The sequence below is a fragment of the Paracoccus sp. 228 genome (assembly GCF_000967825.1).
GTDB lineage: Bacteria > Pseudomonadota > Alphaproteobacteria > Rhodobacterales > Rhodobacteraceae > Paracoccus > Paracoccus marcusii.
Genome location: NZ_JYGY01000003.1, coordinates 406,681 through 421,311 on the forward strand (window position 1 = coordinate 406,681; position 14,631 = coordinate 421,311).

General features: G+C 67.9%; 15 protein-coding genes. 9 read left to right on the forward strand and 6 right to left on the reverse strand.

The window, feature by feature from the left end; all coding sequences use genetic code 11:
- Positions 1-5: 5 nt before the first annotated feature.
- Complete coding sequence (locus tag SY26_RS11595) at positions 6-725, forward strand: sulfate/molybdate ABC transporter ATP-binding protein (protein WP_052715250.1); 720 nt, start codon at positions 6-8, stop codon at positions 723-725.
- Between the two features lie 159 nt (positions 726-884).
- On the forward strand, positions 885-1,511 hold the full coding sequence (locus tag SY26_RS19940; RefSeq protein WP_052715251.1) for a TetR/AcrR family transcriptional regulator: 627 nt from the start codon (positions 885-887) through the stop codon (positions 1,509-1,511).
- On the opposite strand, the gene SY26_RS11605 is transcribed toward SY26_RS19940, so the two are convergent.
- Positions 1,512-1,949 (reverse strand): DUF1810 domain-containing protein, encoded by a 438-nt coding sequence (locus tag SY26_RS11605; protein ID WP_046000620.1) that lies wholly within the window; start codon positions 1,947-1,949, stop codon positions 1,512-1,514.
- 161 nt (positions 1,950-2,110) lie between these two features.
- On the opposite strand from SY26_RS11605, the gene SY26_RS11610 reads away from it, so the two are divergent.
- The 7 genes from SY26_RS11610 to SY26_RS11640 all read left to right on the forward strand — a co-directional run bounded on the left by SY26_RS11610 (position 2,111) and on the right by SY26_RS11640 (position 9,509).
- Positions 2,111-2,593, forward strand: coding sequence for a DUF421 domain-containing protein (locus tag SY26_RS11610; RefSeq protein WP_052715252.1), 483 nt, complete (start codon positions 2,111-2,113; stop codon positions 2,591-2,593).
- 65 nt (positions 2,594-2,658) lie between these two features.
- The gene (locus tag SY26_RS11615; RefSeq protein WP_046000621.1) at positions 2,659-3,585 is read left to right on the forward strand and encodes a LysR family transcriptional regulator; all 927 of its coding nucleotides are present in this window, start codon (positions 2,659-2,661) and stop codon (positions 3,583-3,585) included.
- Positions 3,586-3,690: 105 nt separating this feature from the next.
- On the forward strand, positions 3,691-4,680 hold the full coding sequence (locus tag SY26_RS11620; protein ID WP_045982582.1) for a tripartite tricarboxylate transporter substrate binding protein: 990 nt from the start codon (positions 3,691-3,693) through the stop codon (positions 4,678-4,680).
- Positions 4,681-4,767: 87 nt separating this feature from the next.
- The gene (locus tag SY26_RS11625; RefSeq protein ID WP_045982583.1) at positions 4,768-5,268 is read left to right on the forward strand and encodes a tripartite tricarboxylate transporter TctB family protein; all 501 of its coding nucleotides are present in this window, start codon (positions 4,768-4,770) and stop codon (positions 5,266-5,268) included.
- Positions 5,269-5,277: 9 nt separating this feature from the next.
- Entirely contained in the window at positions 5,278-6,771 is a 1,494-nt protein-coding gene (locus SY26_RS11630) for a tripartite tricarboxylate transporter permease (protein ID WP_046000622.1), read from the forward strand.
- A 3-nt stretch (positions 6,772-6,774) separates the two neighbouring features.
- Positions 6,775-7,635 carry a shikimate dehydrogenase gene (locus SY26_RS11635; RefSeq protein ID WP_232303329.1) on the forward strand — a complete coding sequence of 287 codons (861 nt, stop codon included), beginning with the start codon at positions 6,775-6,777 and terminating at the stop codon, positions 7,633-7,635.
- Positions 7,632-9,509 carry a bifunctional sugar phosphate isomerase/epimerase/4-hydroxyphenylpyruvate dioxygenase family protein gene (locus SY26_RS11640; protein ID WP_046000624.1) on the forward strand — a complete coding sequence of 626 codons (1,878 nt, stop codon included), beginning with the start codon at positions 7,632-7,634 and terminating at the stop codon, positions 9,507-9,509. The genes SY26_RS11635 and SY26_RS11640 overlap by 4 nt, the downstream gene beginning before the upstream one ends.
- Before the next feature lie 27 nt (positions 9,510-9,536).
- On the opposite strand, the gene SY26_RS11645 is transcribed toward SY26_RS11640, so the two are convergent.
- From SY26_RS11645 to SY26_RS11665, 5 genes are all read right to left on the reverse strand, one after another.
- On the reverse strand, positions 9,537-9,737 hold the full coding sequence (locus SY26_RS11645; RefSeq protein WP_127897629.1) for a hypothetical protein: 201 nt from the start codon (positions 9,735-9,737) through the stop codon (positions 9,537-9,539).
- Between the two features lie 127 nt (positions 9,738-9,864).
- Entirely contained in the window at positions 9,865-10,848 is a 984-nt protein-coding gene (locus SY26_RS11650; protein WP_046000625.1) for a spore coat U domain-containing protein, read from the reverse strand.
- Positions 10,845-13,190, reverse strand: coding sequence for a fimbria/pilus outer membrane usher protein (locus SY26_RS11655; protein WP_046000626.1), 2,346 nt, complete (start codon positions 13,188-13,190; stop codon positions 10,845-10,847). Before SY26_RS11655 ends, SY26_RS11650 begins: the two co-directional genes overlap by 4 nt.
- A 25-nt stretch (positions 13,191-13,215) precedes the next feature.
- Positions 13,216-13,929, reverse strand: coding sequence for a molecular chaperone (locus SY26_RS11660; RefSeq protein ID WP_046000627.1), 714 nt, complete (start codon positions 13,927-13,929; stop codon positions 13,216-13,218).
- Positions 13,930-13,940: 11 nt separating this feature from the next.
- Positions 13,941-14,432 carry a spore coat U domain-containing protein gene (locus tag SY26_RS11665; RefSeq protein WP_046000628.1) on the reverse strand — a complete coding sequence of 164 codons (492 nt, stop codon included), beginning with the start codon at positions 14,430-14,432 and terminating at the stop codon, positions 13,941-13,943.
- Positions 14,433-14,631 lie beyond the last annotated feature (199 nt).

Below are 14,631 nucleotides of genomic sequence, written 5' to 3' on the forward strand. Positions count from 1 at the left end.
AACCCATGCATATCCAGATCGACGAGATCGCCAAGGAATTCGGGACCACCACCGCGTTGCATCCGGTGTCGCTGTCCATCCCCTCGGGGGCGCTGGTGGCGCTTCTGGGGCCATCGGGTTCGGGCAAGACGACGCTCTTGCGCATCCTGGGCGGGCTGGAGTTCCCGACCTCGGGGCGGGTGCTGTTCAACGGCCAGGACGCCACCGGCATGACCGTCCAGGACCGACGCGCGGGCTTCGTGTTCCAGTCCTATGCCCTGTTCCGCCACATGACGGTGTTCGAGAACATCGCCTATGGCCTGCGCGCCCGACCCCGCGCCAGTCGCCCCCCCAAGGGCGAGATCGAGCGGCGGGTGCTGAAGCTGCTGGACCTGATCCAGCTGCCCCAGATCGCCGACCGCTATCCGACGCAGCTGTCGGGCGGGCAGCGCCAGCGTGTGGCCCTGGCCCGCGCCCTGGCGATCGAGCCGCGCATGCTGCTTTTGGACGAGCCGTTCGGCGCGCTGGACGCCAAGGTCCGCAAGGAGCTGCGCCAGGGCCTGCGCGACATCCATGACGAGACCGGGTTGACCACCGTCTTCGTCACGCATGACCAGGACGAGGCGATGGCGCTGGCCGATCTGGTCGTCGTCATGTCCATGGGCCGGATCGAGCAGATCGGAAAGCCCCAGGACATCCGCACCCGCCCTGCCACCGCCTTCGTGCGCGACTTCGTCGGCGCGTGACGGACGCCCGCCGCGGGTCGATGTCCTGTCGGTGGCGGGTGGTCAGGTGTCGCGAATGCCGCTGCCGCCTCTTGCGAAATGCGGCCAACTCTGCTTGCAGTTGCGCAGACCAAATGCGGTTCGCAATGCTGCGATGACGGACAGGACACAGAGGCTGCGATGACCGGGACGACCCTGCGTGGCAACGTCTATGCGAACGCCATCGAGGCGCTGACAGAGCTTGCGGCGCGCAACGGCGCGGTCCCGTCGATCCAGGAGATCGCCGACCACATGGGCGTGTGCCGGGACCGGATCGACCAGCTGTTTCCCAGCATCCAGCACCTGCTGGTCGCGATGGCAGAAAGCGCGATGATGGTGCTGAACCAGACGCTGATCGACTGTGTCGCGGCCGCCCGCCGCGACGATCCGGTCGCGCAGTTCCTGGCCATCGCGAACGGCTATGTCGAATGGGCGCATCGCCATCCCCGCGAGTTCCGGATCGTCGGGTCGATGCCCGCCGGCAATTTCGAGGGCAACGAACGCCTGATGCGCTATGAGGCGTCGATCCACGAATTGATGATCAGGCTGCTGCAGCGGGCACAGGCATCCGGCCTGATCGCGCGGGACCAGGATCTGGTGACCTTCGTTTCTGTCGCACACACCTTTGCCTATGGGGTGGCCAGCAAGATGCTGTTGGGCGATCTGGCCCGCTGGAACCCCGGATCGTCCGACATCGAGGCCGCCCGCACCAACATGCGCGTCTTCATCCTGCACCTGCTGCGCCCGTCGGGTCAGGCGGTCGCGTGACTAGGCGTGCAGCCGCCGCGCCGTCACGGGGCAGGGCCGACCGTCGAAGAAGGTGTCCAGAATCGTCGTGAAGACCGTGGGGCCATCGACGGCGAACAGCGTGGCCGACGACCGCAGCTTGCCCGCGTCGATGGTGCCGAAGATCGCCTCGGCCGACCGGTCGTCATGGGCCAGAACGGCCTGCGCGCAGGCGACCAGGCGCGGACCAAGCAGCGGGTGCGCCAGGTACCGCCGCGCCTCGTCGCGGTCCGCTATGCCGTACAGGTGGGACATCGCCGACTGTCCCAATCCGCGCAGCTGCGGAAAGATGAACCACATCCAGTGGCTTTCCTTGCGGCCCCGCTCCAGTTCGGACAGCGCGACGGCATAGGCGCGGTCCTGCGCGGCGACGAACCGATCGAGGCTTTCGGGGTCCTGTGCGGGCGAATGACGGGTCATGGGGGTGCTGCCTTTGGGTTTCGGACGGGACATCGGGACAACGCCCCGACCGGCCTGCCGGGTTCACATGGCCCTGGCCGATGTCCGATGGGCATCGGCCCAAGGCGAACCGATCCGTTCCCGCCACGTTGACCCTGCAACGTGATGACGGAGGGGATCGGATGGATTGGGGCGCAATGTTCTTTCAGGGCTGGGAAGGCATCGTGCGGACGCTGCTTGTCGGCACCTTGGCCTATGTCGTGCTGGTGGCTTTTCTGCGCATCGCCGGCAAGCGCAGCCTTGCCAAGCTGAACGCCTTTGACTTCGTGGTGACGGTCGCCCTGGGCTCGATCCTGGCCAGCATCCTGCTGCAGGAATCCATCGCGCTGGCCGAAGGGGCCACGGCGATCGGCCTTCTTCTGCTGCTGCAGTTCATCGTCACCTATGGGTCGGTCCATTCCGCCACCTTCGCCCGGCTGATCCGGTCCGAGCCGAGCCTGCTGGCCCGCGACGGCCGGTTCTGCAGCGCCACGATGACCCAACAGCGGCTGACCGAGGACGAGATCATGGGCGTCGTCCGGTCGGCCGGGGCGCGCGACATCGCCGAGGTCCGCTTCGTCATCCTGGAGGCCGACGGCACCATCAGCGTGTCGCTGCAGCCGTGAGGGCGACCGGCGCGGGGCGTGATCGGAACCTTGCAATGCGCGCCTTTCCGCCCGAAGCATAAGCGATGAGAGAGCTTACCCTGCGCCAGGTCGAGGTCGTGCGCGCCGTCATGATCGCCGGCACGATCCAGGGCGCCGCCGATCTGCTGAACGTGTCCGCACCCGGGATCAGCCGGCTGATCAAGCATACCGAAAGCGGCCTTGGCATCCGGCTGTTCGAACGCAAGGCCGGGATCTTCGTCCCCGCGACCGAGGCGCATGCGATCTTTGCCATGCTGGAGCAGGTCCACCGCCAGATGGACAACCTGAACGTCGCGGTCAGCGCATTGCAGAAAGGGCATCAGTTCACGCTGTCCTTCGCATCCGCGCCCTCGATCGCGCAATTCATCGCGGCGCGGGTCATCCGCGGACTGCGACAGCGGTTCCCCGATCTGGACATCGACCTGGACATCCTCAAGATCGAGGAGACGCTGGACTATCTGCTGCTGGAAAAGGGCGAGGTGGTGATCATGTCGTCGCATCTGGACAACCCCGGCATCCAGTGCACCCCCATCGGTGAGGGCCGGATCGTGGCCATCATGCCCGAAGGGCACGTGCTGGCGCAGAAGCTGGCCGTGTCGATCCACGATCTGGTCCAGTATCCGTTCATCGGCGTCGATCCGTCCGACCCCTATGGCAAGACCCTGGCGCGGCCCTTCGACGATGCCGGCCTGACCCCGCGTCACGCGATGCGCGGGCGGTTCGCCCAGACCATCGTCAGCCTGGTGCGCCACGGCCTGGGCGTCGCGGTCATCGACGAGTTCTCGGTGGCCGAGGTGTACATGGCCGGGCTGGTCCGCCGGCCGCTTGTCGAGCCCGCGACGATCACCGCTTGGTCGGTGCAGAAACGGGGGCGCCAGCTGTCCAGCTTTGCCGAACAGACCGTGACCCTGTTCCGCCGCGAACTGGGCCGGGCGCGGGCACGCGAAAGGTGGGACCAGCCAGTCGATTAACGTCAGGTTACGTTCCGCGTTCAATCGGTATTTGCGGTTAGCCCTGCGATCTGAGATGCATGGGCGACGGCCCAGGAGGATGGGCGCTGATCTGAGGGAGGAACGATGCGACATTTTGTTTACGGCGCGGCCGTGGTGCTGGGTCTGGCGATGCCTGCGATGGCCGAATACCCCGAACGCGACATCCAGGGCATCATCCAGTGGGGTGCCGGCGGGTCGACCGACACGGTCAGCCGTTCTGTGACGCCGCATGCCGAGGAGATCCTGGGCGCCAAGGTGATCCTGCAGAACGTGACCGGCGGGGTCGGGGCCATCGGCCTGAACCAGGCCGACCGCGCAGATGCCGACGGCTATACCCTGCTGTTCGGGGCCGAGAACCCGCTGCTCTACAAGGTCATGGGCCTGGGAGAGAAGGACTACTCGGACTTCGTGCCGATCAACGTCATCGCGCGTGGCATCCCCATCCTGGTCGCCCAGCCCGATGCGCCCTTCGACACCTTCCCCGAGATGATCGCCTATATCAACGAGAACCCGGGAGAGGTCCGTTTCGGTTCGACCGGGCCGGGCGGCCTGCCGTCTGTGGTCACGGCGATGATCAACGACAAGACCCCGATCGAGGTGACCGCCGTGCCCTATGACGGCGACGGCCCGGCGCTGACCGCGCTGCAGGGCGGGGCGATCGACGTGATGCCCGCCGTGCTGGGCGCCGCGCTGGAGCCGGTGCGGGCCGGCAACCTCAAGGCCATCGCGATCTTCGACACCGAGGGCGTGCCGCAGTTGCCCGACGTCCCGGCGATCACCGACACGAACCCGGAATTCGCCGACCTGCTGCCCTGGGGTCCGTTCTTCGGCATCTTCGTCAAGGCGGGCACCCCCGACGACATCGTGGCCAAGCTGACCGACGCCTATGGCCAGGCCACGCAGAACGCCGACTTCCTGTCGATGATGGAGGGACGCGGCTTCCGCATGCTGTCGCTGACCGGTGCCGAAGCCCAGGAGTTCCTGGACGGCTGGCAGAGCCAGACCGCCTGGATCCTGTATGACGCCGAGATCGCCAAGAACTCGCCCGAGGATTTCGGCATCAGCCGTCCCTGATCCGGCCCGATCATCCGCCGCCTCGGTCCGACCGGGGCGGCATCCCAAGGTCCGCGCAAGTCACAGGTCCGACGGAGGGACCCATCCATGGAACCGACCCCCAAACGTCGTCCGGGCGAACTTGTCTTCAACATCGCCGTCATGCTGGCCAGCTTCGGCCTGCTCTATTCCGCCTACGGCATCTCGGGCTTCGAAGCGCTTTCGGCCCCCGGCGCGGTGCCGATGGCCACCACCGCGATCATGGCAGTCTGCGCGATCATCATCCTGGTCCAGACGCTGCGCAAGGGCACGGGCGGCGGGCAGACCATGGCCGCCGACATCTTGCCGCTGATCGTGATCGTGACCATCGCGATGATCGCCGCCTATGCGGTGCTGCTGCGGCCGCTTGGCTTCCTGCCGACGTCGGTGCTGTTCCTGCTGGTGATGATCCGCTTTCTGTCGCGGCGCGGATGGGGCTTCTGCCTGGCCGTGTCGGTGGGCACCGTCTTCGTGATCTGGATCATCTTCCGCCTGATCTTCGCCGTCCTGATGCCTCAGGGCATCATCCCCGAGGGACGCATCGTCTCTGCCATCACGTCGCTGTTCTGAGGGCGCATCATGGACATCCTGTCGAACCTGCTGATCCCGATCGTCAATCTTGACCTGCTGATGCTGATCGCCGTGGGGACCTTCGCGGGCATCTATGTCGGCGCGATCCCCGGCCTCTCGGTGACGATGGCCGTGTCGATCCTGATCTCGTTCACCTTCTCATGGGAGGTCTATCCGGCGCTGGCGCTGATGATCGGCATCTACATGGGCGGCGTCTATGGTGGGTCGCGCACCGCGATCCTGCTGAACATCCCAGGCGCACCATCGGCCATCGCCACCGCGCTGGACGGATTTCCCATGGCCCAGCAGGGCCGCGCCGGAGAGGCGATCGGCATCGTGACCGTGGTCTCGTTCATCGGCGGCTTCATCGGCATCTTCGCCCTGGGCGCCTTTGCCCCGCTGCTGTCGGATTTCGCCATCGGGTTCCAGCCGCGCGACTTCATGCTGCTGGCGATCATGGGCATCCTGCTGGTCGGATCGCTGTCGGGCGACAGCCTGGTCAAGGGCATCTTCGCGGGCGCCCTGGGCATCGGCGTGGGCGCGGTGGGCATGGACCCGCTGACCATCCAGGACCGGTTCGTCTTCGGCATCTCGGAACTGCGGGGCGGGATCTCGTTCGTGGCGGTGATGATCGGCCTTTTCGGCGTGTCCGAGGCGCTGATCCAGCTGCACAGCATCCACACCCCGGCCGTGCGTCAGAAGATCACCGGCATCATCCCCAGCTGGTCCAAGGTGCGTCGGCACCTGCCGCTTGGCCTGCAGACCTCGACCATCGGCACGGTCGTGGGGGCCCTGCCGGGCACCGGCGGCGACATCGCCGCGCTGATGGCCTATGACCACGCCAAGCGCGTCACCCGCAATCCCGAGACCCCCTTCGGCAAGGGCGCCATCGAAGGGCTGGTCGCCCCCGAGACCGCCAACAATGCCGCCGTGGGCGGGGCGTTCATCCCCATGCTGACGCTTGGCATCCCGGGCGACGCGGTCACCGCGATCATGATCGGCGCGCTGTTCATCCACGGCCTGAACCCCGGCCCGATGCTGATGATCGAACAGCCCGACATGTTCTGGTTCATCGTCAGCTCGCTGGCGCTGGCCAACGTGTTCATGCTGATCTTCGGCCTGACTGGGATCCGCCTGTTCGTGCGCATCGTCGAACTGCCGCGTACGGTCCTGCTGCCGGTCATCATGGTGCTGTCGATCGTCGGCGCCTATGCGGTCAACAACAGCCTGACGGATGTCTACTGGATGCTGGGCTTCGGCGTGCTGGGCTATTTCATGCGGCTTTACGGCTATCCGCTGGCGCCCATCATCCTGGGGGTAATCCTGTCGCGGCTTCTGGACGACAACTGGCGCCGGGCCATCATCAGCGAGCGCGAGGATTTCGGCGCGATGATGATGGGCATCTTCACCAGCCCGCTGTCGCTGTGCCTGTTCCTGGCGGTCGTGATGATCCTTGTCACCAACACGCCGTGGTGGGCCCGGCGGCGCGCCCGCAAGGCCTGAGCAATGAAAGACCGGACCATGACCGACACGATCCTGCTGGGCCTGATCGGCGACAACATCGCGGCCTCGCAGTCGCCCCGCCTGCACCGTCTGGCGGGCCTGCAGAACGGGCGCCGGGTGCGCTATGACAGCCTGATCCCCGCGATCGAGGGGCTGGACTTCGACGCCCTGTTCGCCCGCTGCGCGGCGGGGGGCTATCGCGGCATCAACGTCACCTATCCCTACAAGGAGGTCGTGGCGGGGCGGCTGCGCATCGACGATCCGCTGGTCAAGGCGATCGGGGCCTGCAACACGGTGCTGTTCGACCCCGAGGGACCGCGCGGCTTCAACACCGACTATTCCGGCTTTGTCGCGGCCTATCGGCGGATGCGGGGCGAACGGGCGCCGGGGGCCGTGCTGATGGTCGGCGCGGGCGGTGTGGGGCGCGCAGTGGCCTTCGGCCTGATCGCGCTTGGCGCGGCCGAGATCCGGCTGGCCGATCGCGACGCGGCTAAGGCCGACGGCTTGGCCGATGCGCTGCGCCGCGCCGCGCCGGGGCTGGTCGTGCGGACCGGCACTGATGCGGCGGCACTGGCGCCGGGCGCGCAGGGGCTGATCAACTGCACCCCCGTCGGCATGGTCGGCTATGGCGGCACGCCCTTGCCCGCCGATCTGATGATGGGGGCGGAATGGGTCTTCGACGCGGTCTATACCCCGGTCGACACGCCGTTCCTGCGCGATGCGGGGGCGGCGGGTCTGGACGTCATCTCGGGATACGAGCTGTTCGTGGGGCAGGGCGTGGATGCCTGGGCCCTCTTCACCGGCCTGCCCTTGGACGAGGCGCGCCTGCGCGACGATCTGGCGGCCGGGCGGGACGCGCCATGAAGACCTCGATCGCCACCGTGTCGCTGTCGGGCAGCCTGACCGCCAAGCTGGCCGCCATCGCCGAGGCCGGGTTCGACGGCATCGAGATCTTCGAGCAGGATTTCTTGGCCTCGGACTTCACCCCGGCCGAGGTCGGGCGCATGGTCCGCGATCACGGGCTGGAGATCACGCTGTTCCAGCCCTTCCGCGACTTCGAGGGCCTGCCCGAACCGCATCGCAGCCGCGCACTGGCCCGGGCCGAACGCAAGTTCGACCTGATGAACCAGCTGGGCACCGACCTGATGCTGGTCTGTTCGACCGTCCATCCGGCGGCCATCGGCGGCATCGACCGCATGGCGCGCGATTTCCGCGACCTGGGCGATCTGGCGGCCCGCCACGGCATCCGCGTGGGCTTCGAGGCGCTGTGCTGGGGCCGCTTCGCGAACGACCACCGCGACGCCTGGGAGGTGGTACGCCGCGCCGACCACCCGAATGTCGGCCTGATCCTGGACAGTTTCCACACGCTGGCGCGCCGGATCGACCCGACCTCCATCCGGGCCATTCCGGGCGACAGGATCTTCTTCGTGCAGCTGGCCGATGCGCCGGCCATCGACATGGACCTGCTGTACTGGTCGCGGCATTATCGCAACATGCCGGGCGAGGGCGATCTGGACGTGACCAGCTTCATGCAGGCGGTCGCGGCGACGGGCTATGCCGGACCGCTGAGCCTTGAGATCTTCAACGACCAGTTCCGGTCGGGCCTGCCGCGCATGGTGGCCAAGGACGGGCATCGCAGCCTGATCGCGCTGATGGATCAGGTGCGGCGTGTCGAACCGGCGGCCGCCCCCGACCTGCCGCGCTTTCCCGCCCCGGCCCCGGTCGAGCGGATCGAATACATCGAATTCGCCACCAGCGCGGCCGAGGCCCCCGCGCTGGAGACGCTGCTGTCCAGCCTTGGCTTTGCGGCAGGGGGGCGCCATGTCTCCAAGCCGGTGACGGTCTGGCGTCAGGGCGGCGTGAACGTGCTGGTCAATTCCGACCCCTCGGGCTTTGCCCATAGCGCGTACGTGACCCACGGGACGACCGTGTCGGAAATCGCGCTGATGGTCCCCGATGCCCGCGCTGCGTATCAGCGCGCGACCGCGCTTCTGGCGCGGCCGCTGGTCCAGGAGACGCCGCCGGGACAGCTGGCGATTCCCGCGATCCGGGGCGTCAGCGGCAACGTGATCCGCCTGCTGGATGCCACGTCGGACCTGGCGGGCATCTGGCAGGTCGATTTCCGTGCGACGCCCGCGCAGGCCGGGGCCGGGATCACCGGGATCGACCATATCGGCCAGACCATGGCCTATGATGAGATGCTCAGCTGGTCGCTGTTCTACACGTCGATCTTCGACGCGCAGAAGGCGCCCATGGTCGATGTCGTGGACCCCGACGGGCTGGTGCGCAGCCGGGCGGTCCGGTCGGGCGGGCTGCGGGTGACGCTGAACGGGGCCGATGCGCGCCATACCCTGGCCGGCCGGTTCATCGAGGACAGCTTCGGCGCCTCGGTCCAGCATGTGGCCTTTGCCAGCGACGACCTGTTCGCCACCGCCGCCGCCTTGGCGGAACGCGGTTTTGCCACGCTGCGGATCGGCGCCAATTACTATGACGACATCCAGGCCCGGTTCGGGCTGGATCAGGGCTTCGTTGATCGGATGCAGGCGGCATCGATCATGTATGACGAGGATGAGGACGGACAGTTCTTCCAGCTGTACAGCGAACCGCGCGCCGATGGGTTCTTCCTTGAGATTGTCCAGCGGCAGGGCAACTATGCGGGCTATGGCGCGCCCAATGCCCCGTTCCGCATCGCCGCGCAGAAACGCGCCGCCCGTCCCGCCGGAATGCCGCGCCACTAGCGTCGCGGCGGCCCCGGCACACGGGCGTCAGCGCAGCGCGACGTTGCGCAGCAACTGGATCTGCGTGACCGTCTCGACCACCCGATAGGTGGTCGCGCGGTTGCGATGCAGCACCGTGAGTGAGGTCAGGCCACCCACCGTTTCGTGCGTTTCAAAGTCCGTGTCGCGGTCGAAATCGATGGCCCGCGGTTGCAGCGTGTCGGGATCGGTCAGGATCATTCGGGGCATGGCATGTCCGTCTTCGCAAAGGCTGGGCACTGTCGGTCGGCGCAGGTAAACTACATCGTTCATCCTTTGGTTGCATCATGCCAGCCCAGATCAGCCGATTTTCGCCGCTGCCCGATCCTTGGACAGATCAATAGGTGACCGTGACCACGACGGTATCGGAATAGGCACCAGGCGGGGGCGTCGGCTGCGGGGGCACGCGGCCATGGACCGTAACGGCGCGCGAGACCCCGGTTCCCGCATCCGTCGTGGCCAGGCCGTCCGCGATCAGCCCCCATGGCTGCGTCCGGGCCGCGTCGCGATACAGCTGATAGCCCACGCGATGTCCCGCCAGATCGCGCATCTGCCGGCCGCCGATCCCCGCCGCCTGCAACCCGTGACCCAGCCCCAGGCTGTAGCTGGTTCCCGCGGTGCAGGTCACGCGCACCTGGCTGGTCGCATCGACCGGCCGGTCCAGCAGGCCATGCTGACCAAAGTCCAGATCGTCGGCAACGACACGGCAGTTCGGGCGGACCTGGGCCTGCACGGCAAAGGTGAAGCCCGTCACGCGCGTGTCGCATCCCAGAACCGGCCTGCACGTCTCGGTCGTGGCGCGGACATCCAGCGGCTGACGCGAAAAGGTCGCGCTGTAGGCACCCGGCACCGCCGCGTTCTGCGCGCCGGGGATGCGGGCATAGACCGGCACGTTCATGCCCGTCGTCGTCAGCAGCGACAGGACCGAGCTGCCCGTCAGGACCACGGGCTGCCCGCCATGCGTTCCCTGACTTCCTCCGAAGATCGTCGTGTGGGTCGGGTTCTGGTACAGGTCATAGGCCAGGCTGCTGCCCGACGGCCCCCCAAGGCGGCGCAGGCTGCCGAACAGGCCAGCCGAACCGTCGCCCAGTTCGATCGTCACCGTGATCGAGGTCAGCAGCCCCAGGAAGGTCGAGCAATTGACCGCGATGTTGCCCGTGGCGGTGGTCGGGCTGCTGCCCAGGACATCGACGGGCCCCAGCACGATGTTGCTGGCCGAGAAGGTGCAGCTTTGCGCCCGGGCCGGCGCGGCCAACCCAAGGGTCAGCAGACCTGCGATCAGGAACAGCAGGATAGCACGCGGGAAGGGGGCAGTGGTCATAGGCATGGCACCTTCTGCAGATGGGTCAGCACACCGGGTTCGTCGACATAGGCGACCTCGGCGCGGCAGCGCCGCCCGTCGGGATAGGACACCGCGATCACGTTGATCTCCTGCATGCCGGACAGGAACGTCTCTCCGTCAAATCCGACCAGGTTGTCACCGCCGTCATCGTTCAGCACCACCCGTCCCCCGACCTCCAGCGGCTGGCCCTGGCCGTTGACCAGCCCGATCAGCGCCTCGCGCGTGCTGGTCTGCACGCCGAAGGTGACCGTCGCCCCCGACCGGTGGGCCGGGCGGACGACCCGCTGCGTGGCATCGGCGGCCGCATCCAGCGGCAGCCCAAGCGGGTCGATGGAGATCGCGTTGCCCTCGTAGGCGCGCAGGTCGGGGACCAGGATGCGGCCCGACCGCCCGGTGCGGCCGACGGTGCGGTTCTCGGCGCTGACCTCGACCCCGGGGGCGCCGGCATCGACGACGGCAAAGGCGTCCTGGACCGGGCGCGACAGAAAGACGCCACCGCCCGACGCGACGATGGCACCGTCGACCCGCAGGCCCACGGCCTGGGCGCCCGACTGGCTGCGCGCCGCGACCTCGACCCGACCCAGCTGGTTCTCGTATCCCGCATCGGCCCGGATCGAGCGCCCGTCCCCCTGGTCCGCCTGCACCCGCCAGTTCCAGCGCGGGATGTCGCCCGCGCTTTGACCGCTGATCTGCGCATAGTGACGCCATCCGCCCTGGCGGCGTTCGGACTGCATCCCGGCATAGTGCCGGGTTCCCAGGGGGATCTGCAGCTGGACCCCCGCGGTCGTGTCGCGCCGCGATCCGCGCAGCGATGTCGCGCTCAGCGTCACGCTGCTGTCGCCCCACAGCCTCCGGCTGAAGGACAGGCCCAGGGCGGTTTCGCGTGCGACCGGGCCGGGCGCACGGATGTCGGAAAGAAACAGGCTGGCGCCGCTGCCGATCCGGCTGTCCAGCGGCATCGCCAGGCTAACCTGGGCGATCTGGCGGGGAAAATCGTATCGGTCGGTGCGCGCGCCCCGTGGGGTGGCCGACACGGCGGCGACGTCATCGAACCGCCCCTGGGTCCGCATCAGGCGGCCTGACAGGGCGGCAGAGCCGATCGACAGGCTGGTCGACAGATCCAGCAGCGCGCCGCTGCCCCTGTCGGACCGGCTGCCGGCCAGGCCAAGGCTGGCCGTGCCCAGATGGCCGATCCGGACCACCGCCCCCGCCCCCGCCATCTGCAGGCCGCGCCCCCCTTCGGCATGGGCCGACAGGGTCAGCGCGTCGGTCATGCCATAGCGCAGCGTGCCCACGCCGAAGATGTCGTCGCCATAGCGATCGCCTGGCGTGCCGATGCCCAGCCTGGGCCGCCCCACGGACAGCGCGAAATCGGCAAGCCCCGGTTTCAGCAGCAGGTCCGACATCAGGAAGGGCAGATCGACCTGCGTCTCGCGGCCCGTCACGTCGCGCACGACGACGTGCGCCACCCCCGACCCCCCGCTCAAGGGCAGGTCGCGGATGCTGAACGGGCCGGCGGGCACCTCGGCGGAATAGGCCCTGATCGAATCCGAGAAGACCTCGACCGTCGAGGGCAGGGCGGCGCTGCCCTCGAACCCGGCCAGCGGGATCGTGATCAGATCGGGCTGCAGGCCGAAATTGCGCTCGACCATCGCGCCGCCCATGCGGACCGGCCTGGCCCAGGAGGGACCGCGTGACGCGATGTCCCCGACCTGGACCTGCATCGCGCGCCCGGGGAACGAACTGCGCCAGCTCGTCTCCAGCCGCCGGTACCGGTGCGATCCGTCCCCGTCCGGCGCGACGACGAATGCGTGGTTCAGCACCCCCAGGGGCATGAACAGCCGCCCGTCGACGCTGCCCGAGACCAGCTGGCCGCCGGCTCCCGCATCGCCGCGCCAGGTCTCGACGTTCAGCCCATAGTTCAGCACCACGCCATAGCCCTGATCGACCGCGGGTCCGGCATCTTCGCCGGGCGGGGTGTCCTCTGCCGGGGTACCGGCGTCAAGTTCGTGGGGCGCTGCGATGTCGGGCGGGACGATGAAGCGGATCGTCTGGTCGGGCGCGACCAGGCGCCAGCCAAGGCCGGGGATCTGGTCCAGCCTGACCTCTCCGGTCACAGCATCACCGGCCAGGATGCCGCTGGTGCGCAGGTCCTCGGCATCCGCGCTGAGGACGCCGTCGCCCACGTCGGTGAAGCGGGCGATCAGGTTCCTGGGCTGGCCGTTCACGAACACCTCCAGGTACAGGTCCTGCCCCGCCTCGGGTGGCGGGATGTCCTGGGCCCCCGCCGGTCCGCAGCACAGCGACGCAAGGACGGTCATGGCCAGCCACCCTCGGCCGATGCGCTCAGCGCATGGGGACATCGACGTCCAGCGCCCCCAGGTTGGTCGCGGCCGACAGCCGCGCCGAACCGCCCAACTGCCCCGCCGGCGCGATCGGCCATTCCATCGACGATCCGCCCAGCACGTATCCCAGCAGGCCGGGATGGCGCACCGTGGCGCCGTTCGGCGCGCTCAGCGTGACGTCGGCGATGCGCAGGCGGCTGTCCCCGGTGTTCTGGGCCACCAGATGTGTCGCGCCCCCCGATCGGCGCAGCGACCAGCGGACATCGGCGGACCGCACCCCGGCATCGGCGAAGAACACCGGGATGCGCAGTTCGGTGGCAAAGGCCACGGCGCCCGCCTGTCTGCGCGACTGGTCGGGGATCTCGTTCAGGATGACGCGATAGGCCTCCTCTCCGCTGACCGGGGTGCGCGCGACGCGGACGACGCGGATCGTCTGCGTCGCGCCGGGCGCAAGCTGGATCGCGGGCGGGCTGACCACGACATCCGCGCTGCGTTCCAGGCTGTCCTGGGCGCCGGGCTGCAGCCAGCGGAAGACGCGCGACTGGACGGTGATCGGCCGGCTGCCGTCGTTGCGCAGGGTCAGGGTGGTCGCCGCCCCGGGCGCCGGAACCTCCAGCAGCACCGGAGAGACCCTCAACCCCTGCGCCGCGGCCCCGACCGCCAGGCCAAGCGACATCGACACGGCCAGAAGGCCGCCTGCAAGAAATCCACGCATGGTCTGGCCTTTCAGTAGGTGACGGTCACCGTGACGGTATCGGTATAGGTTCCGGGGGCAGGCGTCGCCTGTGCCAAGACCCGGCCGAAGACCGTGAAGGATTGCGCGTCGCCCGTCCCCGTCGCCGGCTGGGTGTCTGCGCCCACGGCATTGCCCCAGTTCGTCACCCGCCCGGCGTCCTGGAACAGGGCATAGGCGATCGTCTCTCCGCCCGACGTCATTTGGCGCACGCTGGTCGTGGCCCCTGCGCCCAGCCCTTCGTTCAGGCCGATGTCATAGGGGGTGGTGTCGGTGCAGGTGACCTCCATCGTGGCCGTGGCATCGACATCCGTGCCAAGCACGCCCTGGGTCCCGAAATCCAGCGTCTCGGTCGAGGTGATCTCGCATTCGGCGACGATGGTGATCCGGACGTCGAAGCTGTCCGTCGTCACCGTCTGCGCCAGGGGCGCCGTCGCCGAAAGGGCGATGACGGCTAAGATCGTCGGAAAAATTTCCTGTGTCATGATGGTTCATATGCTCCAAAATTCGAGAACGCCGATCCGAAGTTTTGCAGACTAAGCAAAAAGCACATCTTAAAGGTGTATTAAGAAGTATCGGGCACAGTGATTTCGTGTCAAACTAAACCTTCCAGTGTGTAACCTTGATTTTGCGCAAATTCCCCATATCCGCGGATCGCCCCGCGGACCCATGCCTTGCCCCTGG